24 protein-coding genes are annotated in these 24,321 nt (G+C 59.6%); 8 read left to right on the forward strand and 16 right to left on the reverse strand.

The window, feature by feature from the left end; all coding sequences use genetic code 11:
- The first annotated feature begins 11 nt into the window (after positions 1 to 11).
- The 4 genes from WC811_RS14260 (at position 12) to WC811_RS14275 (ending at position 4,461) form a co-directional block, all read left to right on the forward strand.
- The gene (locus tag WC811_RS14260; protein ID WP_372645696.1) at positions 12 to 824 is read left to right on the forward strand and encodes a helix-turn-helix domain-containing protein; all 813 of its coding nucleotides are present in this window, start codon (positions 12 to 14) and stop codon (positions 822 to 824) included.
- A gap of 136 nt (positions 825 to 960) precedes the next feature.
- Positions 961 to 2,040, forward strand: a complete 1,080-nt coding sequence (prfA, locus tag WC811_RS14265; RefSeq protein ID WP_372645698.1) for a peptide chain release factor 1 — start codon at positions 961 to 963, stop codon at positions 2,038 to 2,040.
- A gap of 5 nt (positions 2,041 to 2,045) precedes the next feature.
- Positions 2,046 to 2,948 (forward strand): peptide chain release factor N(5)-glutamine methyltransferase, encoded by a 903-nt coding sequence (prmC, locus tag WC811_RS14270; RefSeq protein ID WP_372645700.1) that lies wholly within the window; start codon positions 2,046 to 2,048, stop codon positions 2,946 to 2,948.
- 457 nt (positions 2,949 to 3,405) lie between these two features.
- Positions 3,406 to 4,461 carry a DUF4167 domain-containing protein gene (locus WC811_RS14275; RefSeq protein ID WP_372645702.1) on the forward strand — a complete coding sequence of 352 codons (1,056 nt, stop codon included), beginning with the start codon at positions 3,406 to 3,408 and terminating at the stop codon, positions 4,459 to 4,461.
- A 79-nt stretch (positions 4,462 to 4,540) separates the two neighbouring features.
- Here the strand turns inward: WC811_RS14275 and WC811_RS14280 are convergent, their stop codons facing one another.
- Both WC811_RS14280 and WC811_RS14285 read right to left on the reverse strand, forming a co-directional pair.
- A complete protein-coding gene (locus tag WC811_RS14280; protein WP_372645704.1) occupies positions 4,541 to 5,443 on the reverse strand; it encodes a hypothetical protein in 903 nt (300 codons plus the stop codon).
- A 51-nt stretch (positions 5,444 to 5,494) separates the two neighbouring features.
- A complete protein-coding gene (locus tag WC811_RS14285) occupies positions 5,495 to 6,283 on the reverse strand; it encodes an MOSC domain-containing protein (RefSeq protein ID WP_372645706.1) in 789 nt (262 codons plus the stop codon).
- Between the two features lie 195 nt (positions 6,284 to 6,478).
- Between WC811_RS14285 and clpB the strand changes: the two genes are divergently transcribed.
- On the forward strand, positions 6,479 to 9,073 hold the full coding sequence (gene clpB / locus WC811_RS14290) for an ATP-dependent chaperone ClpB (RefSeq protein ID WP_372645708.1): 2,595 nt from the start codon (positions 6,479 to 6,481) through the stop codon (positions 9,071 to 9,073).
- Positions 9,074 to 9,201: 128 nt separating this feature from the next.
- On the opposite strand, the gene WC811_RS14295 is transcribed toward clpB, so the two are convergent.
- From WC811_RS14295 to WC811_RS14325, 7 genes are all read right to left on the reverse strand, one after another.
- Positions 9,202 to 9,429, reverse strand: a complete 228-nt coding sequence (locus tag WC811_RS14295; RefSeq protein ID WP_372645710.1) for a hypothetical protein — start codon at positions 9,427 to 9,429, stop codon at positions 9,202 to 9,204.
- Between the two features lie 220 nt (positions 9,430 to 9,649).
- A complete protein-coding gene (locus WC811_RS14300) occupies positions 9,650 to 11,293 on the reverse strand; it encodes an arylsulfatase (protein WP_372645712.1) in 1,644 nt (547 codons plus the stop codon).
- Positions 11,294 to 11,634: 341 nt separating this feature from the next.
- Positions 11,635 to 12,015 carry a nuclear transport factor 2 family protein gene (locus WC811_RS14305; RefSeq protein ID WP_372645714.1) on the reverse strand — a complete coding sequence of 127 codons (381 nt, stop codon included), beginning with the start codon at positions 12,013 to 12,015 and terminating at the stop codon, positions 11,635 to 11,637.
- Positions 12,016 to 12,067: 52 nt separating this feature from the next.
- On the reverse strand, positions 12,068 to 12,871 hold the full coding sequence (locus WC811_RS14310) for an anti-sigma factor (RefSeq protein WP_372645717.1): 804 nt from the start codon (positions 12,869 to 12,871) through the stop codon (positions 12,068 to 12,070).
- Complete coding sequence (locus WC811_RS14315; protein WP_372645719.1) at positions 12,868 to 13,410, reverse strand: sigma-70 family RNA polymerase sigma factor; 543 nt, start codon at positions 13,408 to 13,410, stop codon at positions 12,868 to 12,870. The genes WC811_RS14310 and WC811_RS14315 overlap by 4 nt, the downstream gene beginning before the upstream one ends.
- Positions 13,411 to 13,441: 31 nt before the next feature.
- On the reverse strand, positions 13,442 to 13,825 hold the full coding sequence (locus WC811_RS14320) for a cytochrome c family protein (protein WP_372645721.1): 384 nt from the start codon (positions 13,823 to 13,825) through the stop codon (positions 13,442 to 13,444).
- A gap of 4 nt (positions 13,826 to 13,829) precedes the next feature.
- Positions 13,830 to 14,774: a metallophosphoesterase gene (locus WC811_RS14325; protein WP_372645723.1), complete on the reverse strand. Its 945-nt coding sequence runs from the start codon at positions 14,772 to 14,774 to the stop codon at positions 13,830 to 13,832.
- A gap of 261 nt (positions 14,775 to 15,035) precedes the next feature.
- Here WC811_RS14325 and WC811_RS14330 point away from each other — a divergent pair, with 261 nt between their 5' ends.
- On the forward strand, positions 15,036 to 16,151 hold the full coding sequence (locus WC811_RS14330; RefSeq protein WP_372645725.1) for an OmpA family protein: 1,116 nt from the start codon (positions 15,036 to 15,038) through the stop codon (positions 16,149 to 16,151).
- Positions 16,152 to 16,195: 44 nt separating this feature from the next.
- On the opposite strand, the gene WC811_RS14335 is transcribed toward WC811_RS14330, so the two are convergent.
- From WC811_RS14335 to WC811_RS14345, 3 genes are all read right to left on the reverse strand, one after another.
- Complete coding sequence (locus WC811_RS14335) at positions 16,196 to 16,651, reverse strand: N-acetyltransferase family protein (protein ID WP_372645727.1); 456 nt, start codon at positions 16,649 to 16,651, stop codon at positions 16,196 to 16,198.
- A gap of 81 nt (positions 16,652 to 16,732) precedes the next feature.
- On the reverse strand, positions 16,733 to 17,455 hold the full coding sequence (locus WC811_RS14340; RefSeq protein ID WP_372645729.1) for a DUF2092 domain-containing protein: 723 nt from the start codon (positions 17,453 to 17,455) through the stop codon (positions 16,733 to 16,735).
- Positions 17,456 to 17,678: 223 nt separating this feature from the next.
- Positions 17,679 to 18,074, reverse strand: a complete 396-nt coding sequence (locus WC811_RS14345) for a cupin domain-containing protein (protein WP_372645731.1) — start codon at positions 18,072 to 18,074, stop codon at positions 17,679 to 17,681.
- Between the two features lie 183 nt (positions 18,075 to 18,257).
- On the opposite strand from WC811_RS14345, the gene WC811_RS14350 reads away from it, so the two are divergent.
- The gene (locus tag WC811_RS14350) at positions 18,258 to 18,695 is read left to right on the forward strand and encodes a cytochrome c family protein (protein ID WP_372645733.1); all 438 of its coding nucleotides are present in this window, start codon (positions 18,258 to 18,260) and stop codon (positions 18,693 to 18,695) included.
- Positions 18,696 to 18,739: 44 nt separating this feature from the next.
- Here WC811_RS14350 and WC811_RS14355 read toward each other — a convergent pair whose 3' ends face one another.
- The gene (locus tag WC811_RS14355) at positions 18,740 to 19,426 is read right to left on the reverse strand and encodes a glutathione S-transferase family protein (protein WP_372645735.1); all 687 of its coding nucleotides are present in this window, start codon (positions 19,424 to 19,426) and stop codon (positions 18,740 to 18,742) included.
- Positions 19,427 to 19,537: 111 nt separating this feature from the next.
- Between WC811_RS14355 and WC811_RS14360 the strand changes: the two genes are divergently transcribed.
- Positions 19,538 to 20,101, forward strand: coding sequence for a TetR/AcrR family transcriptional regulator (locus WC811_RS14360; protein ID WP_372645737.1), 564 nt, complete (start codon positions 19,538 to 19,540; stop codon positions 20,099 to 20,101).
- A gap of 20 nt (positions 20,102 to 20,121) precedes the next feature.
- Here the strand turns inward: WC811_RS14360 and WC811_RS14365 are convergent, their stop codons facing one another.
- The 3 genes from WC811_RS14365 to WC811_RS14375 all read right to left on the reverse strand — a co-directional run bounded on the left by WC811_RS14365 (position 20,122) and on the right by WC811_RS14375 (position 23,849).
- A complete protein-coding gene (locus tag WC811_RS14365) occupies positions 20,122 to 20,373 on the reverse strand; it encodes a hypothetical protein (RefSeq protein ID WP_372645739.1) in 252 nt (83 codons plus the stop codon).
- 199 nt (positions 20,374 to 20,572) lie between these two features.
- Positions 20,573 to 21,412, reverse strand: a complete 840-nt coding sequence (locus tag WC811_RS14370) for an alpha/beta fold hydrolase (RefSeq protein ID WP_372645741.1) — start codon at positions 21,410 to 21,412, stop codon at positions 20,573 to 20,575.
- Positions 21,413 to 21,785: 373 nt separating this feature from the next.
- Positions 21,786 to 23,849: a peptidoglycan DD-metalloendopeptidase family protein gene (locus tag WC811_RS14375; protein ID WP_372645743.1), complete on the reverse strand. Its 2,064-nt coding sequence runs from the start codon at positions 23,847 to 23,849 to the stop codon at positions 21,786 to 21,788.
- Positions 23,850 to 24,321: the final 472 nt, after the last annotated feature.

Consider the following 24,321-nt stretch of genomic DNA (forward strand, 5'->3'; position numbering starts at 1 on the left):
ATGACGCACACATGCAGGCGGCGTCGGTGCAGGCTCAGGCGGAAAGCCGGGCGCTGATAGCGCGGTTTTTCATCGATTTAAGGCAAGCGCTGCGGCTGACGGTGCCGCAAGCGGCACATTATTTAGCGGTGCGACCGGAAGTCGTCGAAGCCCTTGAGACGGGGCAGGTCGAGTATCTGCCGCCATGGCCCGAAACGTCGGGCATCATCATGACCTATACGTCAATGGCGGGTGTCAGCGGCCGTCCGGTGCTCAATGCCATCGGCACGCTTTTTACGCAGCTTTCCGTGGCGGCCGCGCCGCCTCAAGCGCCTGTGCGCTCTTCGTTACCGTATCTGCATCAACCGATGCAGCCGCAGCAGCAACGTTATCCAGCGGCGCCGCAGTACGCGATGCCCCAACAACAGCAGCCTTTCCCCGCCCGTCAGAAGCCGCAGCGTACCGTCGCTCCGCAGACGGAGCCGGACATTGCGCGCTCCGGGCTCATTGAATCGAGCCGAAATCTGCTGCGGGCGGGCTCGGCTATAGCGAACGGGGCGCGGCGCCTGCCGCAGGAGGCCCTCGATCGCGTTCGCGATCAGGTTCGGACTAGGCCGCAACGGGCGCTTTATGCCCTTTCGCTGCCGCTCGGCCTCGTTGTGATCACAATGCATTCCTCGATTTTCGCGACGATCTCGGCACCGTTTGGAATGGCCGTGCAATGGGGCAGCACCTATATTCAAGAGCATTACGGCCCGGTGCGAGACGGCATGCGCTATATTGAAGTTGACGATCCCCGGTCGCGGCGGGCTGATAAATTGCGGATCGGCGGCGGTTCGTATTAGATAGGGCGCTAGATGCTGGGCGCCCGATGCGCGGTGACGCGCTCAAAGCGTTGTCGCAGCGTTGTGGCCGCCTTTTTACGGCCCGCCATTACCAAACCCACATTCTCAAGCTCCCATTCTTAAGCTCATCGGACACATGTCAGCACTGCCACGCGATAAACTCGACCGTCTCTTCGAACGCTGGATGGGCATTCAGGATCAGCTGAACCATGGCATTCCGCAGGCGGAATACGTAAAGCTGTCGAAGGAATTCTCGGAACTCAGCCCCGTCGTGGCGCAAATCAATGCGTTGCGTAAAGCCGAGGCCGAAAGCCGGGATCTCGAACAGATGATCCGCGATCCCGCCGCCGACAAAGACATGGTCGATCTCGCCTACTCCGAGCGGGCGGCGCTGTCGGAACGCATCACCGACCTCGAACAGAAGCTTCGCGTTGCGCTTCTGCCGAAAGATGCGGCAGATGAAAAAAGCGCGATCCTGGAAGTTCGGGCGGGAACGGGCGGCGATGAAGCGGCGCTGTTCGCGGCCGATCTTTTTCGCATGTACTCGCGCTATGCCGACCTCAGAGGCTGGAAGACGGAAATCATATCAGCCTCGGAAAACGATCTCGGGGGTTACAAGGAAATCATTGCGTCGATCACAGGCGCGGGTGTCTTCGCGCGGTTGAAATTCGAATCCGGCGTGCATCGCGTACAGCGCGTTCCGGCAACGGAAGCAAGCGGGCGCATTCATACTTCGGCCGCGACCGTCGCGGTGCTACCGGAAGCGGAAGACATCGATATCGTTATCAGGCCGGAAGACATTCGCATCGATACGATGCGGGCGGGCGGCGCGGGCGGGCAGCACGTCAACAAAACGGATAGCGCGGTGCGCATGACGCATCTGCCGACGGGGATCGTCGTCGTTTCCGCCGAAAAATCGCAGCATCAGAACCGGCGGCTTGCCATGGCCGTACTGAAGTCGCGCGTTTACGAGCTTGAGCGCGAGAAGGCCGCGACCGAGCGTTCGGACGCGCGCAAATCGCAAGTCGGCTCGGGCGATCGTTCGCAGCGCATCCGGACGTACAACTTTCCCCAAGGGCGTGTGACGGACCATCGCATCAACCTCACGCTCTACAATCTCGAAGACGTCATGACAGGCAATGCTCTCGATATGTTGGTCGACCCGCTGATTACGGATCACCAGGCGACGATGCTTGCCGAACTCAGCGCGGCGTGACGACGATGGCCGGTGTCGACGCCGACCCATTGCCCGCGGTTCATTTTCGATCCGACCAGAGCATCGGCGACGCGCTGGCCCAGCTGACGCGCGTACTCAGGGACGCGGGAATTGATACGCCGCAACGCGACGCGCGCTTCCTGCTGCGGGGGCTTCTCGGACTCGATGGCGCGAAGTTGCTGTCCTGTTCGGCCCGGGCGCTTGGCGACGACGCTGAGAGGATCAGTGATGCGGCGCGGCGCAGGGCGGCGCACGAACCGGTTTCGCGCATTCTCGGGCATCGCGAATTTTATGGGCGCGACTTCATCGTGACGCCGGATGTGCTCGATCCGCGGCCCGATACCGAAGCCGTCGTCGAGGCGGCCCTCGGTCTCATCAAATCGCGCGGACTTTCGCAGCGGCCGCTTTCGATTGTAGACGTCGGAACCGGATCTGGAATTCTGATCGTTACGCTGCTTGCCGAACTGCCGAACGCGCGCGGCGTTGGCACCGACGTCAGTCAGGCAGCCCTTGAGGTGGCCCGGCGAAATGCGGCGTCGCTTGGGGTCAAGGACCGGGTTCACTTCGTTGCGACATCTGGTCTCGATGGTTGCGCGGGACCCTTCGACCTCGTGATCTCGAACCCTCCCTATATATCCACAGGTGAGATCGACGAGTTGGAGCGGGATGTGAAGGATTTCGATCCTCTCCTGGCGCTTGACGGCGGTGCTGACGGCCTCTGCGTTTACCGTAAGATCGCCCAGAATATCGTGGAATTGCAGCGGCCATTGATGGTCGTTTTGGAGGTCGGCTCGACCCAGGCCGAGGCGGTTATCGAGATTTTCTCAAGCGCTGGCGGTCAACTTATTGGCCGGCATAAGGATTTGGGCGGCCATACGAGGGCTGTTGCGCTGGAGATACATCTCTAACCCAAGCGATCATTTCTGTTTGCGGAATTACGTTTCCGGAGTAATGTCAGTCCCGAAGAGTTTGATCGGATGTGCTTGGCCATTGATGCCGCTAAAGCGGCTACCGAGCCGGCCTTCCCATCTCAGATGATCAGCGCAAACTTTCTCGGACCCCACTGTCCGTTGATTGGCGAATGTCGGGCCTATCCTTCTCGGCATGTGTGCTGACAAAGCTCCTTATGAGGACGGCTCTAGTATCTTTACAGGCGTGATGACTGGGATGAGTGCGATTTTGCCCGAGGCATTGGGGCAAGAGCCTGGGCTTACGAGCCTTGGATTAGATCCGTGGGACATGTCCGTGGGACAGTGGTGACTTTAAGAAGCAAGATTTTTGAATTGGATCAGAGGATCCAGGGCGACGCCTCGCGGAAATGAGCGTGCGCCGGTGGTCAATACCAACAAGCATGAACGGGAGCCCATGAGGCAAGGTCAACAGAACCGTCGCGGTCGCGGACGAAACAACAACAGCAATAACAACAACAATAATAATAACCGCAAATCGCAAAATCCCCTGATGCGCAGCTTCGAGAGCTCGGGCCCTGACGTGAAGATTCGCGGCACGCCCTCGCATATCGCTGAGAAGTACATCACCCTGGCGCGGGATGCGCTTTCGTCGGGTGACCCGGTGCTGGCCGAGAACTATTTGCAGCACGCCGAGCACTACAATCGCATCATCCTGGGCTATCGCGAGCAGGTGGCGCAGCAGGGCGGCGTGGATCCGATAGGCACCGGCGGCGCGCGGACGCACTCGCTGGCGGGTCCTGAAGGTGCCGATGGCGACGAGTTCGGCGACGAGGACGGCGACGACTTCGGCGGGCAGCCGCAGGCCGCCGGTCAGGGTGGACAGCCGGATTTGCCGCAACAGCCTTTCCAGCAGCCGCCACAGCAACAGCGCAACTTCGATAATCAGAACCGCTACGATAACCGGGATAACCGGGATAACCGACAGCCGCGCCAGGAGCGGTTCAACAATAACCGCAATGATAATCGCAACGATCGCGGCGACGGCCAGCGCTACGATCGCAATGACCGCGGCGATCGCGGTGAGCGACAGGAATTTCGTGGCGATCGTGGTGGTGATCGCGGCGATCGATTTGAGCCGAGGAACGGTCCCGCTCCCAGTGGCGGCGAAGGCCGCTTCCGCGACGATCGCAGGCCTCAGAACGGCAACGGCGAAGGCAATCAGGGCGATGGCGGCTTTCGTCGTCGCGAGCGCTATCAGGCTCCGAACAACGGCAATTCGAACGGCGCCGATCGCGAGCACGCAAACAGTGGTTTTCAGCCGCCCGTAACGGCTGCCCCGCAGCCCGTCGTCGAGCGTCCGGCGCCTCAGGCTGCCGCGCCGCCGCCGCCGGCTTCCATTGAGCAGCAGGAGCAGCCGGCCTTCTTGCGCCGTCCGGTTCGCCGCCCGCGTCGCGAGGAACCCGCCGAGGCTCCGGCCGTGCCGCCAGCCGCGAACGAAGATACGGAATAAAGAAAAAGAGCCCCGGTTGTGGGGCTCTTTTTATTTAATGCGTGCGACTCGCCCCGGCGAGCCGGCCGCCAGGGACGGATTAAGCGCGATTTTTCGCGACGTCGTAGACACGATCGAAGATGGCTTCGATGTAGCGGCTCGCGGGACAGTATGACCAATGCTTTCCGGCGAACTCAAATCCGTCTGGACTGCTTGGCCGCAACGCCTGTCGCATTTTCAGCAGAATGAGCGAATTGGCCGGAACCTCGTCGGGAATGCCCGGCAATCTGCATGGCACGTTGTTCTGCCGTGTCACCGCTACCGCTGACGTGCGGACCTTGTTCCACTCGAGCGGCGTTGCGCGCGCTTCGGCGGTCTGAGGCTCTACGAAGAGCGCGCGAAGGTGATCGAGGATAACGACGGAGTTGGCGAGCGTGATACCGACCGCATGCAGGCCATAGTCGTCGCCGCCGGTCATTTCTAAAATCTCTCGCGCGGCGTGCCGGTCTTTGCCGAGGAGACGCGGCAGCAATCCCTTCCAAGGGTTCCGGGCAACCTGCAAGATTTCAAAAAGACCGAACAAGCGGCGAAACTTGGCGGGTTCGTAAGACGTGTCCTCCGGCGAGAGAAATGGGTAAGCCGTGGCGTAGGCGAGGGCGGCGAGAGCCGCGTTCCGATCTGTGCCGTTTGCGACATAAGCCGCCATAACGGCGATCGCTTCCGGAGCCCAAGGCCGCTGTTCGGCCAGTGCATCCACGCGTTTCGCGAAAGCGCCTTGCGCGGACGCGCGGTCTCCGTCTCCGCGGGGCGCGAATGAGCGAAGCGCGCTGCCGTCGCGAAAAAGGGCGCGGCGCAGCCTGGAGATCATCAGGCGATTGAGTGGAGGGCCTTCGACACGGTACGTGCGATCGAGGTCGGGACGGTCGATGAGCGCGTCGATTTCGTCATCGGCTTCTACGACGACGATCGAAGCGAGACCTCCAAAGCGGATATGGCGAGCCATCGGTCGATTTTTCTCCGGGCTTTATGGCGGGCAAATTTCGGCCGTCGCCGCTTAATCCGCGATCTCGAATGTATCGCCGACGCGGATGCGGCCGCCGTCAATGATGCGAGCGTACACGCCGAAATCGGTGTGCCCGAGCGTCTTCGACAGAAACGACGGAATTTTCATGTCGCGGACGCCGGTTTCCGGATCGACGTTGGTTGCGGCGCAACGCTCGGTGCGCTTGAAGATTTCGAGTGTCGTTGTGCCCGTGCGCAACTTCTTGCCGACGAGATCGAGTTCTTGCCACGGCACAAGGCCGTCAATTACGAGGTTCGGACGAAAGCGGCGGGCATCGACGTGAGAGCCGATCATGCCTTCCAGCGCGGTCAAGCTCTGGCGGCTAACGAGATGCAGGCACTTCGGCGCGACGTCGGAAAAGCTGTGGCCGGGACTGACGACGACGCGGGGGCGGCCGCGAAGTCCCGATGTCACGATCCGGGCGATGGCGTCCTCGATCGCCGCACGCCCCGCTTCAGTCCGCAAGTCGCCGCGGGCGATCTCCGTTCCGGATTTCGAGATGACCAGGGTCTCGGTGCTGTCGTCGAACAGGGAGCGGACGGTTGCCAGCTCTTCGTTTCGCATCAGCATGACGAAGTGAATCTTCTGGAGATGCTGGGGGCTGGCCGGATCGAATGGGCCAGGACCGTTCTCGATGGCGTAGGCTCGGTCGAACGGCAGGGTCTGCATCGGGGTCAATTCTACGCTTTCGAGAGGTTCGGGCGTCAAACCCTTAACCGGATAGCGGTAAAGGGCTTCGATGCTGACGATCGCGGACTTTCCCATTTCTGACGGTGCCATGTCGCGAAATTTCCTCGGGTTTTATCGATGCTGCCTCTTTTTCGAGCGGCGCCCGATCCTATATCGGGAGCATCGTAGGGGTAGCCGGGGATGCCGACCATCGGGTCTTTGGCCGCGCCATGATGATAAAAATCAAATCGCATGGCATTCTTTCCGGGCCTCATGGGGCGGAACGAATGTGCTGGAGGACGCGACATGAACTTCGAACGCTACACGGACCGCGCCAAGGGCTTCATCCAATCGGCCCAATCGCTCGCGCTTCGTGAGAACCATCAACAAGTCACACCCGATCATCTTCTGAAAATCCTGCTCGATGACCCCGAGGGTCTGGCGAGCGGCCTTATTCAGAAAGCCGGTGGGGACGCCCGCGGGTCGCTTCGCGCGGTCGAGGCCAATCTCGCCAAGAAGCCGAAGGTCACGGGCGGCTCGGGGCAGGTTTATGTTTCGCCCGAACTCGCGCGGCTTTTCGATGCCGTCGAGAAGCTTGCCGATAAGGCGAGCGATAAGTTCGTCACCGCCGAGCGTCTGCTGCTGGCTCTGGCGCTTGATACCTCGACCGACGCGGGCAAAGTGCTGCGCGACGCGGGCGTGACGGCCGACAAGATTAACGCCGCCATCAACGACATCCGCAAGGGCCGCACCGCCGATAACGCGAATGCCGAACAAGCTTACGATGCGCTGAAGCGGTATGCGCGCGACCTGACGGAAGCGGCCGCAACGGGCAAGCTCGATCCCGTCATCGGGCGAGACGAAGAGATTCGCCGTACCATTCAAGTTCTGTCGCGGCGGACGAAGAACAATCCCGTTCTGATCGGCGAGCCCGGTGTCGGCAAGACGGCGATCGCGGAAGGGTTGGCGCAGCGCATCGTCAAGGGCGACGTGCCCGAGAGCCTCAAGGACAAGAAGCTGCTGTCGCTCGATATGGGCGCGCTGATCGCTGGCGCGAAATATCGTGGCGAATTCGAGGAGCGGCTGAAGGCCGTGCTTTCGGAAGTCGAAGCCGAGGGCGGCAATATCATTCTTTTCATCGACGAACTGCACACCATCGTCGGCGCTGGCAAGACCGAGGGCTCTATGGATGCGGGCAACTTGCTCAAGCCAGCTCTGGCGCGCGGTGAACTTCACTGCGTTGGCGCGACGACGCTCGACGAATACCGCAAGCACATCGAGAAGGACGCGGCGCTGGCCCGTCGCTTCCAGCCGATTTTCGTCTCCGAGCCGACGGTCGAGGATACGATCTCGATCCTGCGCGGCTTGAAAGAGAAGTACGAGCTGCACCACGGCGTGCGCATCACCGACAGCGCGCTCGTTTCGGCGGCGACGCTTTCGAACCGCTACATCACCGACCGGTTCCTGCCCGACAAGGCAATCGACCTCGTCGATGAGGCGTCGTCGCGGCTGCGGATGCAAGTCGATTCGAAGCCGGAGGAACTCGACGCCATCGACCGCGATCTCATGCAGCTCATGATCGAACGCGAAGCTCTGAAGAAGGAGACCGATGCGGCATCGAAGGACCGCCTGGGCCGTATCGAAAAGTCCATCGCGGAGTTGCAGGAAAAGTCTCACGCGATGACGGCGCGCTGGCAGGCCGAGAAGCAGAAGCTCGGCTCGGCGCAGAAGCTCAAAGAAACGCTCGACGGGCTCCGCAACGAACTGGAACAGGCGCAGCGTAAGGGCGACCTCGCGCGCGCGGGCGAGCTTCGCTACGGGAAGATCCCCGAGCTTGAAACGAAGCTTGCGGACGTCGAGAAACACGAAGGCAAGGGCGCTCTCGTTGAGGAGGCCGTAACGCCGGATCAGATCGCGGCCGTGGTGTCGCGCTGGACGGGCGTGCCGGTCGATAAAATGCTCGAAGGCGAACGCGACAAGCTTCTCAAGATGGAGGAGGCGCTGGGCAAGCGCGTCATCGGTCAGAAGGAAGCGGTCATCGCTGTCTCGACGGCCGTTCGCCGCGCACGCGCCGGGCTGCAGGACCCGAACCGGCCGATCGGCTCTTTCATGTTCCTCGGACCGACTGGCGTCGGCAAAACCGAACTGACGAAGGCGCTTGCGGGCTATCTCTTCGACGACGACACGGCGCTGCTCCGCATCGACATGTCGGAATACATGGAGAAGCACTCAGTCGCGCGTTTGATCGGCGCGCCTCCGGGCTACGTCGGTTACGAGGAGGGCGGCGCTTTGACCGAAGCGGTCCGGCGGCGTCCCTATCAGATCGTCCTGTTCGATGAGATCGAGAAGGCGCATCCGGATGTCTTCAACGTGCTGCTGCAGGTCTTGGACGACGGACGTTTGACAGATGGCCAAGGCCGCACGGTCGACTTTAAGAATACGCTGATCGTGCTGACATCGAACATCGGTGCGCAGTACCTCGTCGAGCAGAAGGAAGGCGAGGAGACCGAAGCCGTGCGCGACGAGGTGATGGCCGAGGTTCGGACGAAGTTCCGGCCGGAGTTCCTGAACCGTCTCGACGACATCATCCTGTTCCACCGCCTGCAGCGGGCGGACATGACGAAGATCGTCGATATCCAGATGGCGCGGCTGCAGAAGCTGCTCGTCGATCGCAAGATCAAAATCGAACTCGATGAGCAGGCCAAAACGTGGCTCGCCAACCGCGGCTACGATCCGGCTTACGGGGCGAGGCCGCTGAAGCGCGTCATCCAGCGCAACGTGCAGGATCCGCTCGCCGAGCAGATCCTCGCGGGCGGTGTGAAGGATGGCGATACGGTGCAAGTCTCGGTGCGCGACGGCGCCCTGACGATCAACGGCTGGCCGATCAAAGCGGCGGCTTGATGAAGTGCGCCGGCGACTGCGCTCCGCGGAGCCGGCCGCCGGGGACGCGCCTCGGCAAAAAATTTCGGACGCGATACGGGGGCATCGCGTCCGAGCTGCAGAAGTCTTTGAGGTTTCGTCGCGTTTTTTTAGCGGACGCAGACGAGGCGGCCGCTCGGCGTGCGAACGGCGCGGTAGCCGGTATGGCGAACACACCAGGCTTGATTTTGCCCGCCCCAGATGCAGCGGCCGGTGACGCTGCTGCGATGGCGGTTCGGACCACAGCCGCCGAGGGCAGATGCGGGCGTAACGGCATACGAGAGATCGACTGCGAGAAGTGCGGCGAGACCGAGTAGGGAAGCGAAAAGTTTTTTCATGACAGAGTCTCCTTGAGGACGCGCGATATTGATCGTTTTCAGCATGCAGTCCGCAGTTTCCGTCCAATAACCTGAACTCGGCATTAACGGTGCCGACATCGTATTAAGGCTGGCTGGGGCGTTCGATCGGCTGACGGCGCGCAGCCGGTCGCCGGGGATGGCGTCGTCCAACGACGGTCGGCCCGGGTTGAGCCGCCCGTCGTCGTGGCCTTCGTTTTTATTACTGCCCGGTGCCTTTGCTTGCGGCCTCGGCCTCGGCCATCCGCTTCTGCATCTCGGCCTTTACAGCGTCGAGGTTGAAGCTCGCGCCGCGCTGCATCGGCGGGAAATCAATGAACGTCTGAAGTTCCTTGCCGACCGTCTGTTGGACGAATACGAAGCGCCAGAACTGATACTTGAACCAATCGAAGTATTGCTGGCCGCCTTCCTTCGTCCCGTTGTTCGGCCAGCCGGTGCGTTCGAACGGATCCAAGCGCAGGTTCGTGATGTAAGGCACGTCAGGGTGCGTCTTTTCTCCCACCCAGCCATTCGGCTGGTCGATGAAGCGGAATTTATAGTCGTCGATGCGCACCGCGCCGACCGTGCTTTCGCCGAGATAGAAAATCTCGTGACGCGCGGAAGGACCTTTTCCTGTGATGCAATCCATCTGGTTGTAGCCATCCAGATGGTTCTTGTAGGTCCGGTCGCCGATCTGCTTACCCTTGAGCAATTCTTCCGTGATGTTCGGATTACCGGCTGCTGCCGCGAAGGTCGGCAACCAGTCGAGGCCCGAGAAAATCCCGTTCTGAACCGTGTCTGGTGCCACATGACCAGGCCAGCGAAGGATCGCGGGCACCCGGAAACCGCCTTCAAGGACCGTTCCCTTGGACTGCGCGAATGGCGTCTGACCACCATCGGGCCACGTGAAGACTTCTGTGCCGTTGTCGGTGGTGAAGACGACGATGGTGTTATCGTCGACGCCCATGTCCTTGAGCTTCTGCATCACGAGACCGATGTCGTCGTCGAGCTGGGCCATGCCGGCTTCTTCTTCCGACCAGCCGTTCTCGGAATTCCGCATCGCTTCATATTTGGGAGAGAGATGCGTGACGATGTGCATACGTGTCGGGTTGAGCCAGACGAAGAACGGCTTGCCGTCCTTTTTAGCCTTGTCCATGAAATTGATCGCGAGGTCGCGGATCTCGTCGTCGACCGTTTCCATGCGCTTGGGATAGAGCGTGCCGGCATCCTCGATTTTCTGCTTTCCGACCTTACCCCAACGTGGCATTTCAGTAGGATCATCGGTGTCGGTCGCCCAGCTGTGGACCATGTTGCGCGGGCCGACGACGTTCAAGAGGTTCTGCGGATAGTTGGGATGGGCGGGGTCTTCCATCGCATCCAAGTGATAGAGGTAGCCGAAAAATTCATCGAAGCCATGGACGGTCGGGAGGAACTCGTTCTTGTCGCCGAGGTGGTTCTTGCCGAACTGTCCGGTGGCGTACCCCATCGATTTTAATACGGTCGCAATGGTCACGGCTTCGGCCGGAAGCCCGGTCGGCGCGCCAGCCTGGCCGACGGTCGTCATGCCGGTGCGGATCGGAAGTTCGCCGGTGATGAAGTTCGCGCGGCCCGCCGTGCAGCTTGCTTCGGCGTAATAGTCGGTGAAGAGCATTCCGTCTTTTGCAAGCTTGTCTAGGTTTGGGGTGCGCCCGGCCATCAATCCTCGATGATAGGCGCCGATGTTCCACATGCCGATGTCGTCGCCCATGATGACGACGATGTTCGGTTGGGATTGTGCGTGAGCTACGGAGGAATAAAGCGATGGAAGAGTAAGTGCCGCTGCGGCTAGCAGGCCCGCTAGTTTATTTGACGGCCGAATATCGAACATGGATCATCTCCTCGTTCCGGCGTTTTTTCAATGATTGATGAGGAAGAAAAACGGAAGGGACTCGTTTGATGTCCGACGCGAAGATTACCTAGCCAAAATAAAATCGGCATAGCATCGCTCCGGTCCCCCCGGAACACGCGGTGATAAATTCCCGTCCGGCGCAGAAACTCTGCTCAATGCGCAGCAACGTCAATTGTAATCGTCGTTGCGTTGCGATGTATGAAATCGGTTCACCGCGAATTTACCATCCTTCGCATGCGTAAACGTATTTCATTGCGGAAGCCGCCGGCATGCTTTCTTGCATTTCGCCAATACTGACAGATGCAACGTCTGCGGCCTATCTATTGATCTATCCGTTCAACCCATTGGGCGCGTCCGGGCCAAGGCGCGAAGGGATCGGCGAAGTACTGCGTTTCGCGAAAGACCTTCCCCTCGCGGAACTCCATGATGCTGACCGTGTATGACGGTTTGCCATCGTAAGTGATGACGTACTCCGTGATCCAAAGGTCGCCGTGCCCCATGATGCGCCGAATGACGAAGTGCTTGTTGGGGAGCAATCCGCGCGTCGTCCGGATGGCGAGGCGGCCTCGGATTCGCTCGCCGGACTGGGGATATTCCAGCACGACGTCGTCGTGATAGATCTCATCCTCGGCATCGTCGTCTCCGGCCTCGGACGCGGCCCAGTGCCGGTCCAGCGCCGCCCGGATATCCTGATCGCCCATGTCGCTCTTCTGCTCCACGACCTCGGTGCGCCTTCCCCCTTTAACCCGCGCGTCAATTGCTGCTTGCTGCTTCGCGCCACCGAGAAACGAATTCGTTGAGCTCGTCTTCGGCCAGATCGGAGACAACGAAGTACTCGAAGTCCCGGCCCTGCCACTGAATGACGAAATAGCCGTCGTCGGTCGATTTCAGCGCCGGTTCGGTGGTGGCTCTCTGGCCAGCGCGAGGGATGGCGACGACGCTGATGATGTGGGCTCGGCGTCGGTAAACGAGAACGGGTACCGGCTTTCCGTCAACGATTTCGACCCGGCCGCCAGCAAGGGGAAATCCTGCGCTGGCCAAATCCACGACCTGGGGTGAAAGAGCGAGTTTACTGTCGAACCAGGGCTTGACGGTGTGCCTGTCGCTCGATGCGACGTCGAAGGGCGCGGCGGCCAGAAGTGCGCGCTGGTGATCGGCGACAATGGCGGCGATTTCGTTTGCAGCTGGGTTTGGACGTAGGGCGCCATACATGCCGCCCGCTGTGACGACAACGGCAATTGCTGCAGCGGCGGCCATCTGGCGCCAATCGTATGAGCGAGCCGGGCGGCGCCGCAATGGTATGACGACGCCTTGCGACGGTTCGGCAATCGCGGCGATACGCTGACGGAAGTTTTCCGACGCATGCTGTGTCGTCAGATGGGACGCCAACGCGCTTCGCAGTTGTGCGAGACGGTCGTGCTCGGCGCGCAGAGCCGGGTCCGTCGCCAAACGGCGTTCGATATCCAATACGGAAGCGGCGTCGAGTTCATTGTCGAGATACGCATTCAGCAGAAGAAGAGATTCTTCGTGCGACGACCATGAGGGGGGCTTGTTCATGCTGCGCCCGCCTTTCCCTTGGCCGCCATGCCGATGCGCTGAATAAGTGAGCTTCTGGCACGCGCCAATCGTGACATTACGGTGCCTATCGGGATCGACAGGACTTTGGAAATCTCCTGGTAGTTCAGACCTTCGATTTCTCTCAGCACCAGCACCTCACGATAGGCCAGGGGGAGCGCCGCTATCGCGAGGTGCAATTGTTCGGCATCGGACTTCTGTATGAGCATCGCTTCGGGCGATGCTTGCGGTTCAGCCATTTCAATGCCGGCCTGTTCAAAGAGCGCAGTGTCGTCGGTCGTCACGACCGTCTTCGGCCGGTTTTTCGCAATCCAAGTGAAAGCCGTATTGCGAACGATGGCGAGAAGCCAAGCCCGCGCGCTGGTGTTTTGGACGGAGGCGATGGCAGCGAAAGCGCGCATGCAAGCCTCTTGCACAACGTCTTCGGCGTCGACGGCATTTCCCGTCAACCAACGCGCCAGAGACAGCGCGTCGTCGACGTGAGGAAGCACCGCTTCGCTGAATAGCTGCCGTTCGTCCATCACGCCTCGCACTAACGCGCGGTTTCGCAATTCACTTGGCCCGCTCCTTCAAATACTCAATCACATCGGCTCGATCCTGAGCACTGTCGAGATGAAAGAACATTTTCGATCCCGGTACGAGCTTTTGCGGATCGGTCAACCATCGGTCCAGGCTGTCTTGATCCCAGGTAATACCAGAGTTCTTTAAAGCCGTGGAATAGCTGTAGTCGGGGACCGAGGCGGCCTTTCTGCCGAATACGCCTCGATGCATCGGTCCGACATCGTTGGTGTCCAGCGAATGGCAGTCTTGGCAACTTTGGTAAATCTGCTCGCCGCGCGATACGTCTGGGGCCGCAGAGGCGTTGGGCATCATGAAGACCATTCCGGATGCAGCGGCAGCAAACGCCGCCGCTGCGCGTATCATCTTACGTTTCATCGCACTACCCCGCCAACGACGTGTCGGTTATGGCGAGCGGAGAGTCATTCCTTTTGAACTCCACGCTCGTTATGCCGAGCATGCTACGCAGCTTCTCCGCCGGAACGAGCATCGGTCCAGGAGACGGCGCCGTGCCCGGTACCGGCTGCGGAAAAGCCGTCGAGCGGGCGGTGTGGAACGTGACATTGCCCTCGACTTTCTGCATCAGCTGGTGGATGTGGCCGTTGAGGACGGTCACGGAGCCGAAGCGCTTCAGGTAGCCAAGCGCGATCGCAGCGTCGTCGGTCCCCCATCCCCAGTTCGGATAGACGGACCACAGTGGGATATGTGCGAAAACGACGATCGGCGTCGACGACTTGAGCGCTCGGAGATCGTCTTCGAGCCACGCGATTTGCTCTTTGCCGAGATAGCCGAGGCCGAACTGCTTCAAGTTTACGACGTTGTTCAGGCCGATGAAGTGCACCCCGTTCTGGTCGAAACTGTACCAGCCGCCGCCCTTGGTGCCTTTTCCGTAGCGTTCGAGATAGGCTTTCTCGGTCGCTTCATCAGTGATGTCATGTTCGCCGGGGACGTAGTGCACGTCGACATGAGCACTGCCGATGATCTGGCTTGCGATATCGAATTCGGAAGTTTTGGCGCTGTGCGTAATGTCGCCGGTGTGCAGCATAAAGGTCGGTTTCGCGGGGAGCGCATCAATCCGTCCGATCGCCTCTTTGAGCGTATCGAGCGCATGCGGGTTGGCGGGCTTGTTGAAACCGACATGGCTATCGGAAATCTGCAGGAAGGTGAAACCGCTCTTCACGGCTTCGGCTGCCTCGGCGCCGTCTAGCAGCGACAATGACTTTGGAACACCGCCGACGACGGTCCAAAGGACGCCCGTTCCTGCCCAGATCATGCATTCCAATGCATGCCTGCGATTAACACCCTCGTCGTCGCTGCTGTTGCTCATAGCAATCCCTTTCTGGAAGTCCGTGATTTGGCGGATCGAAAGGGTAGACTCGGGGGGCGGCCGGTTTATTCCCGGTCTTGCACATTTATATATTGCGCCGCGGGCTGAGGGCGCGCGGGGACGATAACCTGTTTTCGCCGGGGTTCTTGCAAACGATCCGGCACGGGGCGAAACTGCACCCGCGTACGTTGTAAGAGGTCTGCAATGCGCCGACGAGGTTTACTGATTGGTTTCTTGTGTTTGCTGGCTGGCGCTTTCGCGATGGCGGAAGTTTTCGATTGGGATCCGTATGACGATGCGGCTGTGCCTTCAAAGGATTCCGTCGCTTCGGCGCCTAAGCCACCGGCAGCCGCCAAACCTTCTTCCGCTCAATCATTTCTCGCAGAGCCGTCTTCACCTACAGACCGAAACTCTGGCGTTGGTGCCGACACCCGCGCCGGGTCAGATCAAGCCGACAAGGCAAAGAGCGAAGGCAACGTCCTATCTGCAAGTAATGGCGTGAAACTCGATCTGGCGGAAATCTCGACCACGGGAGAAGCCTCCGTTTTCGTTGGACGAGCGGCTCCAGGCGCTTCGGTGACGGTGATGGAGAACGGCATCGCTGTTGCGTCGACGACGGCAAATTCCATCGGGGATTGGTCGCTCGTCACGGAGCATAAATTCGCCGGTCCCGACCCCAAGTTCAATCTGATCGCCGGGTTGCCAAAAGCGCCAGGCGAAACGCCGAATGATGGCGGCAAAGCTCTCGCGGACAGCGCCAAGACTTCCGCGGAAAGCGCCAAGACTTCGGAGCCAATCAGTGGAACCGAGAAGCCGCCAACCTCACCTTCGGTCGCGTTGCTGAAGAATTTCGAGAGTGTGGTGGCCGCTGCGCGGAAGGATGCATCGGCGCAAGATCGACCAGAAAGTTCGGTCGCCGCGGCGGAGGCGACTCCACCGCTTGCGCCGTCCGTCGGCGGACCGACGTCGGAGGCGCGTGCGCCATCTCCCTCGCCGAGCAATGCTGCCGGGTCTGAGCGTGCCCGGTCCGCGACCATACCCGTGCCGATGACATTTGTTTTCGATCAAGTGACGTTAACGCCCGACGGAGAGAAAACAGCGAAACTTCTGCTCGACTACGTTCTGCTGAAAAAATTCAAGTCCATCTCGCTCACGGGCCACGCCGACGAGCGGGGAACGGCAGAATACAACATGGATCTGTCGCGTAAGCGGCTTGACACCGTTGCGGAATTTTTGCGTCGAGGCGGCTATCATGGCGAGATGCAACTCGTACCCGAAGGTGCAACTCAACCCTTTACCGGGATCGATCGCTCGAAAGTCTCGCGCGACGACCTGATGCAACTGGACCGGCGCGTCGAGTTGCGGAATGCGGTGTAGTGCTTTTTGTAGTTGGTAAGCAGTTTTCGCGAGTTGGCGGGATATCAACCCGGCGTCAGCGCCAGACGGTAATGGAGAAAGCCGTCGGTATAGTGGGTTCGAATAAAGCCCGCTTTTTCGTAGAGTAGTCTCGCCGGATTTTCCGATTGAACGCCGAGTGTCGCGCTGATCAGGTGGCGCTCTTTCGCTTCTGCAACGAAGCGAGCGAGAAGCTCTTGTCCGATTCCCCGGCGCCGATGGCTAGGGGCAACATAAAGAGACGCCAGGACGGCTTGATCGCCGTGATTTTCCCAGAAGCAATAGCCGACGATCTGTCCTGCCAATTCGGCGACGAGCATACTTTCGAGCGCCGAAGTCCACTGCTTCACATGCTGGGAGATCGCGGCCTTCCAACGCGCTTCCTGTTGTGGCTCGATCTGGCGGATGTAATCGAGTTCACCAAGAAACACCGCCGGGAGATCGGTTACGCGTCCGCGGCGGATTAAGGGTTGGCCTTCCATTCGCTCTGCCCCGAATAGCCGCCTTCCGATTGATCAGGCGAGAGTCAGCTCGACGCCGACTCTCGATCCGCCGAGCGACGATCAGGGGGATGCCAAATTCAAGTCGCCAATGTCAATCTTTGAGCTTCCGGCGGGCGGTACAAATTCGAACGTTTGTTGCGTCAAAGCCGGGGTCGGGTTCCACTTGAACGAATTGGTCTGAGCGGGGCCGTCGACGCTGCGATAGATCAGCTTGCAGAGCAGGGACTTATCACTCTTTTCGAGCCAAGCGAGCCAAGTGTCGTCGCCTGATGCGCCGCTGACCGTGAACTTATCGCATTGCTGACCGCCGATTGTCTCGGAGCCTGAAGCCGACGTCTTCGCTCCATCCGATCCGGTGACGACATTATCGACCACGCCCATGAAATCCAAAACTTGAGAATCGATTCCGAGCTCGCCGGTGAAAAATCCGAATGCAGCGGCAAGCGAAGGCGGCGAGGCCGTTTGGGAATACTTGTGTCTCTTCGTGTCATAGATTGTCAGAATGGTGCCGTCGGAAATCACCAAATATGAGCCTCCGGCGAGCGTGATCTCGGCGTGTAGCTGATTGGGACGGCGGATGAGAAAGTGGCCGGTTCCGCTATAGAGTTCGTTGCCGTCCGAGGTGGCGTTGAACGACGTCTCGAAATCAAGCGCGTTGTTCTTCAGGTAATCATCAAGGTGCTTGAACGCTGCATCGGCAGCGGGACTTGTTTGGGCCTGTGCGAGTCCGGTGCAGGTGAGCGCCAACGCGACTAGGGGGTACATAAGCAAGCGAAACAACATCTGCTGGTCTCCACGGTTGATGGCGTAATATAACGCAATCCGTGTTTCAGATTTGAATTCAGTGACCGTCTTCCGATGCTACTCTCTTCTCATCCTTAATTTTAAGTGCCTATTCGCCGTCCCGATAAAATTAATTGTCGGGACTCTGCTCACCAAACGGAAAGTACATAACGATCTTCTGCTCCGTCCCCGCTCGAAGGAGCAGGCTCGGGGCACGTATCGGTCATGCGCGGTATTGCTCGTCGCTAACGTGTTCTAACCAATCGACAGTCTTGCCGTTGGAGGCTTCCTGAATTGCGATATGAGTCATGGCTGTCGTCGCGGTGGCGCCGTGCCAGTGCTTTTCGCCGGGAGGAAACCAGACAACATCTCCGGGACGAATTTCCTCGACAGGGCCACCGTCGCGCTGCGCCCAGCCGAGACCCGCCGTGACGATGAGGGTCTGTCCGAGCGGATGGGTATGCCATGCCGTTCGGGCACCCGGCTCGAAGGTGACGCTGGCGGATGCAACGCGAGCCGGATCGCTCGCCTGGAAGAGCGGATCGATGCGGACGGAGCCCGTAAAATAATCGGAGGAACCTTGGTTGGACACTCGCTCGTTGTTGCGTTTGATTTCCATGCATAGGTCTCCTGAGATTTTGGACGGGCGGTGGCGCCCAGCGGATAAGATGCTGCGCTCGCGCCTTTCTGTTACGGCCTTTCGGCGAAGATGCTAGGGTGTTCATCATCCACCGCGCTCTCCTATCTGAATTGTAAGGCGATGCAGCGGAACGCAAGCTCCAGGGACCGCGTTTCGACGAACATGAAAAAGCTCGCCAATTTCTCCTCCTTCCACTCGACCGTTGTTCTTGCCGCTTTGGTCGCAAGCCTTGGTCTGGTCGGCACAACTGCCGCGGCTGTCGCTCAAGGCGTTTCGGACGACGATCCCGAACTCGCATTCAACGGCCATTGCCGCGAGTGTCACGCTTTCGACAAGGGCGACAATCGCATCGGCCCGACGCTTTACGGTGTCGTCGGCCGCAAGGCAGGCACCGTGCCGGGTTTCGGATATTCGGAATCTCTCAAGGATTCGGGTATCACCTGGAATGAGAAAAACCTCGACCAATGGATCACGAATCCGAATGCAGTCGTTCCCGGCAACAATATGGGCGCGATCTTCAGCGGATTACCCGATGCAAAAGAACGCGCGAAGATCATTGCGTTCTTGAAAGGCGATACGAAAAAGCCCGTCGGCAAGTGAGCAGTGCCGTCTCTGGCGGGCCAACGCCAGGGACAGCGCGCACGTCAAACTCCGAAGCGTTTAAGATCTTCGGGTAAAAATTCTTTGCCGCTGCGGTTTTTGACGCTCGGCAGATTCGAAATTCTTGAGCGCCATTCGATAAGCGACGCGCAGTCGCCGGGAATTGCTATGCCGGCGGCTTCGGCGAAGTTCAGTGCGGCGAAGACGGTGATGTCCGCCATCGAGAACGCTTCGCCGGCGATGAACGGCTGATTTTTCACGACGCCGTCGAAATATATCATGGCGCGGATTGCCTTGTCGCGCTGCCTCTCGCCCCATTCTTTCCGGCCTGCCCATTCGGGAGCCACGTAAGGCTGCATCGCGGAGCCGAGACCCGGCGTTGCAAAATGGAAGTAACCGTCCACCGCGCTCATAAGTTCGGCTTCAGCGCGATTCTGCATCATGTGGATCACGGCCTTCTCGCGCGGTGTTGTGCCGGTGAGCACCGGGCGGCCATCGAGGTTGTCGAGATATTCGGTGATTGCGGTCGTTTCGGAAATCAGGGTGCCGTCGTCAAGTTCGAGCACCGGAATTTTGCCTGCCGGATTCATTGCAAGGAAGGGCGCTTGCTTGTGCTCGGCGCCGATCAGATCGACGCTGACGAACTCGATTTGATCATCCAGGCCTTTTTCCGCCAGGACGATACGAACCCGAGAGGGGTTTGGGAAACCTGAGCGATCATAGATTTTCATGCGACAACTCCTTTTCTGACCTATCGATAGATAGATTGGCGAAACGCCATAAAACCCTTTCGCTTCTTGGAGTCAATAGTTATCTATCGGTAGGTAGATTGGATGGATGCGATGACTGGCGATACCAAGGCAACGATCATGGATGCGGCCCGTGCGATGGTACAGGCGCGGGGCTACAACGGCTTGAGTTTCCGCGAGCTCGCCAAAGACGTCGGCGTGAAGAGTGCCAGCATCCACTATCATTTCCCGACCAAGGGCGACCTCGGCGCGGCGCTCGCGCGTCGTTATTCGGATGAAGCGGTCGATATTTTCAACGGATTCCTCGAAGCCTCGCAGGACACGGAGACCTGCATCAAAAAGTATACCGACGTTTTCCGCTCCGCCTTGTCGAACAACAATCGGATGTGCCTATGCGGGATCATGGCCGCCGAGCACGACGACCTGCCGCCGGAGGTCCGGGCGGAGGTCGATCGGTTCACCGATGTGAATGTCGAATGGCTGGTGAAGCTGCTGTCGCGGGGACGTTCAAAAGCTACAGCCGAGGAGACACGGCAACGCGCGCTCGCGATTTTTGCGGCCGTTGAAGGTGCACAGCTGGTGGCGCGGGGACGCGGCGATATCGCGGTCTACGATCAGACTATCGAAGCATACCGAAGGGCCGGATTGTTGCCGTGAGTACGGCTTCGCGTGGCGCTTCAGCCGTGCGGACGATCGCGGCGATAGCGTGCGCGATGACGGTAGCAGCGTTTCGCGCCGATTTTGCAGGCGATCCTCGGACCGGCGGTGTAGCCGATTACGCCGCCCGCAACCAATCCGACGGGGCCAAAGACGACGGCGCCCGCGAGGCCGCCGAGAGCGGCGTCGGTGACGCGCTCGTGAGCGCTGGCGGCGATCGGCGAAATGAAGAGGCCCGCCGCTACGGCTAAGCATGCTGCGATGGATTTCATAGTTTTCCCCCTATGAATGCGTCCTGCCGCGCGAGTCGTTTCGAGGTGAAACTATCGTGGGGCGATTCGCAATTTTTAGCGCGAACGTGGGGCTCAATTTTGTTGTTCTCGGAGTGGCGGAGCAACGCGGTAAAAAATGGAAACGGCCGGATCGCATGAGCGACCCGGCCGAATATCACAGAAGGTTCAAAAAAAACGCTTAGCTCTTCACGAACGCGAGCAGATCGGGGTTGAGGACGTCGGCGTGCGTCGTGAGCATGCCGTGCGGATAGCCTTCATAAATCTTGAGCGTGCCGTTCTTCACCAGTTTCACCGACAGGAGAGAGGCGTCGGTGTAGGGAACGATCTGATCGTCGTCGCCCTGAGTGACCAACGTCGGCACGGTGATTGCCTTCAGATCTTCGGTCTGGTCGGTTTCGGAGAAGGCCTTGATGCCTTCGTAATGGGCCTTGGCGCTGCCCATCATGCCCTGTCGCCACCAATTGTCGATCACGCCCTGCGAAATCTTCGCACCCGGACGGTTGAAGCTATAAAACGGGCCGGAAGCGACGTCGATGTAGAACTGGGCGCGGTTGGCGGCGAGCCCTGCGCGAAGGCCATCGAAAACCTCGATCGGGAGACCGCCCGGATTGTTGGCAGTCTTGAGCATCAGCGGCGGCACCGAGCTGACGAGCACCAATTTGGCGACGCGACCTTGGGGCTCGCCGTATTTGGCGACATAGCGCGCAGCCTGGCCACCACCGGTAGAATGGCCGATGTGGATGGCGTTGCGAAGATCGAGATGCTCGACGACGGCCGAGACGTCGGCGGCGTAGTGATCCATATCGTGGCCGTCGCTCACTTGCGAGGAGCGTCCGTGACCGCGGCGGTCGCTGGCGATGACACGATAACCTTTGCTGAGGAAGAACAGCATCTGCGTGTCCCAGTCGTCGGCGCTAAGCGGCCAGCCGTGATGGAAGACGATGGGCTGGGCATCCTTCGGGCCCCAATCCTTGAAGAAGATGCTTACGCCATCCTTGGTGATGATCGTCTCTGACATAACTTTGTCCTTTGCACTTCGCTGTTGGGTCGGAAGCTTGTTTCAAGCGGCGACGAGGGAAGCTCTGCAGGGGGTAATGCCATGGGCGGGGTCTTGCGGTCGTTCCGAAGCGCACGACACGGGTGATCGTGCGAATTAGAAATCAAGGTGTCGATTGCGGTTGCCGCCGCGATCCGCTGTCGAACGATTTCTTACATCGCTATCGGCTTATGCGTAATCAATACATTGCGCGCGCATATGACTGGATTCGTCTCGCACATATCCGTCGTGCGCTGCGGCCATGTGCGGCCAAACGCAGATCGCGTGCTCATCGTCGTTTTGCGCTCGATTATTTTCTATTCGATTCGATCGGCATTCGAGGGATCGCGCGGCTTTATTTCGTCATAACCGGCGCGCGCCGCATCAGCTCTTCGATGCGAGCCCGTTCCTTCTGGAACTCAACGAGGTCCTTACCGTCGAGTTTACGTTCGCGAGGGACCTGAATCGACATCGGATCGACGAAGCGATTGTTAACCAGAACCTCGAAGTGAACGTGAGGACCGGACGACAAGCCGGTCGATCCGACATAGCCGATGATCTGGCCCTGACGGACTTTGTCGCCGACATGAAATGTTCCGAAGCGGCTCATATGACCGTAGGCGGTTTGATAGCCGTTGGCGTGACGGATGCGGATGTAATTGCCGTAATAGCCTTTGTGTGCCTCTTCCTCGATCGTGCCGTTGCCGGAGGCGATGATCGGCGTTCCTTGTGCGCAAGCCCAATCGACGCCGGTGTGCATTTTTCGCGTGTTGAGCAGGGGGTGGAAGCGAATGCCGAAGCCTGAGGTCAGGCGCACGTCTTCGCCGCGCACAGGCTTGCGAATGAGGAATTTTTTCGAGTTGTTGCCATCCTCGTCGTAGTAGTCGACGACGCCGTCCGCCGAGCGGAAACGGTAAAATTTATAGACCGCGCCGCCGCTCGAAATTGCGGTGTAAAGAAGTTCGCCTGGTGGGCCGACCGGCGATTGATCGTCCTTCATGTCGAAGAACATCTCGAGCGTATCGCCGGGGCGGACGCGACGGCGGAAGTCCGTGTCGTAAGCGTTGATGTTCAGGATCTTCTGAATGGTGTCTGGCGTCAGGCTTTGCGTCAGGCCCGCGAGATAGACAGCTGAGTACAACGTGGCGCTCTGTGGATCGTCGTCTCCATTCGCGACGTGCTGGAGTTCTTCCTCGAAGGGCGGCTTCGACGTGCCGACGAACTCGCCGGCGGCGCTGCGGCTGACGGTGACGAGATGATCGTGGCCGTCGGAGAAAACCGAATATCGGGCCGGTTCCAACTTGTCGGGATTGGATAGCGAAGGGACGAGCGTGATGCGAACTTCCTGGCCGGCAGTGAGCGCATTTTCGGGGAAAATGCTGTGTCCCGCCTCGATCATACTGTGGACGTCCCATTCGGGCGCGCCGGCCTTGGCGAGGATCTTTGCGAGGGTATCCTGTGGTCCAACGGTGACGACGATCACCTTACCGCCTTCGAAATCGTCGGTGGGTTCGTCGGGGGCCTCGGTCGATTTGAAGATGTCGGTCGTGTTCAAATTGTCGGACGTCGATGCTTTCGGCTGCCAGGAGGCGTCGGCGCCGGGTGGCGGGACTGCCGGGCCAGCCCCCGCTACGCCATCGAGTGGCGCGCCGGAGCCGTCGCCGACGTAGCTGGCGCCGTCGCTGCCGGCTCCGCTGCGTTCGACGATGTCTTGGACCTCTTGCGTATCGAGTTCTTGACCGTCTTCTTCCGGCAAGATGCCGCCGAGAAGCTCGACGACCTTTGTCGATACGTCGATTTTCGACAATCCGCTGCCGGCGTTTTCATCGGCATCCTCGCCGAGCTCGGACGGCTGACCGCTGCCATAGAGCCTGAATGGATTGAACGGCGGGATGCTCGCCCTTTCGTCGGGGGGGACGGGGGCTAGGCGGGCGACGATGCGGGCGTAGGGCTTCTGGCGAACGTACTCGCGGCTGTCGCGGCGGCTTTTTGAGGATTCGTGGATGATGTAGCGGGTCGAGAGAGCGCCGGTCGTCAACTGTAGACGATCGGACTTCGGCATGACCCATTTCAGACCGTCGGCGTTTTTCGGTGTAAGAGCGATCTGGGGAACAAAGGCGCCCTCGCCGATGCTTTTGAGCGTCGGCAGCAGGCCGTCGCTCACATGATCGCTGTCGGATGACCCATATACAACGATGAGAATTGCGATGGCGCCGATCGCGGCGGCCAGGCAGGTGCTCAATATCCAGCGGAAGCGGCCACCGGCCCGTGGTTCGGAATTCGTTTCCGCTTCGTAGATGTGCTGGAAGAAGCTGCCGCCGCGTCCGGCATAGGCATTTGTCGGGAAAAGGCGCGGCTCTTCCTCTGGTGCAACGGCGCTTTCTTTGTCGGCCGGAGCCTTTTTTCGAGTTTGAAGCACGCGCAGCAGCCCCCCACAGCCCTGCAAGATGATTTCTACGGCGATCAGCCTGCAAAAGCGTGCCGTGTTTCGGTGGCCGGCGCACCTGAAAAACGCGGCCAAGACCAGACTGAAGACCCAATAAAGACAGAGTTTGCCGGGTCGCGGACGGATTTTCGGCCCGACAACACGGTAAACAGCGTTGAAAGAGGTTCTGAAACAATCGGGGCGGGGTCAAGGCAGTCTATTTTCGCGGGCCGGAAAATTATCCACTGCCCGCAAGTCGGCAATTCTGAGCGTAATCGATTGAAATCAAATAGTTTTTTACCTGACACAGAATCGCGTTATAAATCACGAAGATTTTTTGAAAGGCCTGTTGACACCCAGGCCCGGATGTTGTTTAAACAGCCTCGTTGGCGGGCCACACGGCCTCGCCGCCCTCGCAGGGCATTTAACTCTCGAAACTCTCTGGTTTCTAACCGGGATTAACCGG

The sequence above is a fragment of the Hyphomicrobium sp. genome (assembly GCF_041659645.1).
In the GTDB taxonomy this organism is placed as follows: Bacteria; Pseudomonadota; Alphaproteobacteria; order Rhizobiales; family Hyphomicrobiaceae; genus Hyphomicrobium_B.

Bases quoted from the DNA above. Each gene is read 5' to 3' on its own strand.
- WC811_RS14355 (WP_372645735.1), bottom strand. From the start codon at position 19,426: ATGAAAATCTATGATCGCTCAGGTTTCCCAAACCCCTCTCGGGTTCGT.
- WC811_RS14285 (WP_372645706.1), bottom strand. From the start codon at position 6,283: ATGGCACCGTCAGAAATGGGAAAGTCCGCGATCGTCAGCATCGAAGCC.
- WC811_RS14335 (WP_372645727.1), bottom strand. From the start codon at position 16,651: ATGGAAGGCCAACCCTTAATCCGCCGCGGACGCGTAACCGATCTCCCG.
- WC811_RS14275 (WP_372645702.1), top strand. From the start codon at position 3,406: ATGAGGCAAGGTCAACAGAACCGTCGCGGTCGCGGACGAAACAACAAC.
- WC811_RS14370 (WP_372645741.1), bottom strand. From the start codon at position 21,412: ATGTCAGAGACGATCATCACCAAGGATGGCGTAAGCATCTTCTTCAAG.
- WC811_RS14305 (WP_372645714.1), bottom strand. From the start codon at position 12,015: ATGGGCGATCAGGATATCCGGGCGGCGCTGGACCGGCACTGGGCCGCG.
- WC811_RS14315 (WP_372645719.1), bottom strand. From the start codon at position 13,410: ATGGACGAACGGCAGCTATTCAGCGAAGCGGTGCTTCCTCACGTCGAC.
- WC811_RS14340 (WP_372645729.1), bottom strand. From the start codon at position 17,455: ATGTTGTTTCGCTTGCTTATGTACCCCCTAGTCGCGTTGGCGCTCACC.
- WC811_RS14330 (WP_372645725.1), top strand. From the start codon at position 15,036: ATGGCGGAAGTTTTCGATTGGGATCCGTATGACGATGCGGCTGTGCCT.
- prfA (WP_372645698.1), top strand. From the start codon at position 961: ATGTCAGCACTGCCACGCGATAAACTCGACCGTCTCTTCGAACGCTGG.
- prmC (WP_372645700.1), top strand. From the start codon at position 2,046: ATGGCCGGTGTCGACGCCGACCCATTGCCCGCGGTTCATTTTCGATCC.
- WC811_RS14350 (WP_372645733.1), top strand. From the start codon at position 18,258: ATGAAAAAGCTCGCCAATTTCTCCTCCTTCCACTCGACCGTTGTTCTT.
- WC811_RS14345 (WP_372645731.1), bottom strand. From the start codon at position 18,074: ATGGAAATCAAACGCAACAACGAGCGAGTGTCCAACCAAGGTTCCTCC.
- WC811_RS14295 (WP_372645710.1), bottom strand. From the start codon at position 9,429: ATGAAAAAACTTTTCGCTTCCCTACTCGGTCTCGCCGCACTTCTCGCA.
- WC811_RS14310 (WP_372645717.1), bottom strand. From the start codon at position 12,871: ATGAACAAGCCCCCCTCATGGTCGTCGCACGAAGAATCTCTTCTTCTG.
- WC811_RS14280 (WP_372645704.1), bottom strand. From the start codon at position 5,443: ATGGCTCGCCATATCCGCTTTGGAGGTCTCGCTTCGATCGTCGTCGTA.
- clpB (WP_372645708.1), top strand. From the start codon at position 6,479: ATGAACTTCGAACGCTACACGGACCGCGCCAAGGGCTTCATCCAATCG.
- WC811_RS14360 (WP_372645737.1), top strand. From the start codon at position 19,538: ATGACTGGCGATACCAAGGCAACGATCATGGATGCGGCCCGTGCGATG.
- WC811_RS14325 (WP_372645723.1), bottom strand. From the start codon at position 14,774: ATGAGCAACAGCAGCGACGACGAGGGTGTTAATCGCAGGCATGCATTG.
- WC811_RS14300 (WP_372645712.1), bottom strand. From the start codon at position 11,293: ATGTTCGATATTCGGCCGTCAAATAAACTAGCGGGCCTGCTAGCCGCA.
- WC811_RS14320 (WP_372645721.1), bottom strand. From the start codon at position 13,825: ATGAAACGTAAGATGATACGCGCAGCGGCGGCGTTTGCTGCCGCTGCA.
- WC811_RS14365 (WP_372645739.1), bottom strand. From the start codon at position 20,373: ATGAAATCCATCGCAGCATGCTTAGCCGTAGCGGCGGGCCTCTTCATT.
- WC811_RS14260 (WP_372645696.1), top strand. From the start codon at position 12: ATGCAGGCGGCGTCGGTGCAGGCTCAGGCGGAAAGCCGGGCGCTGATA.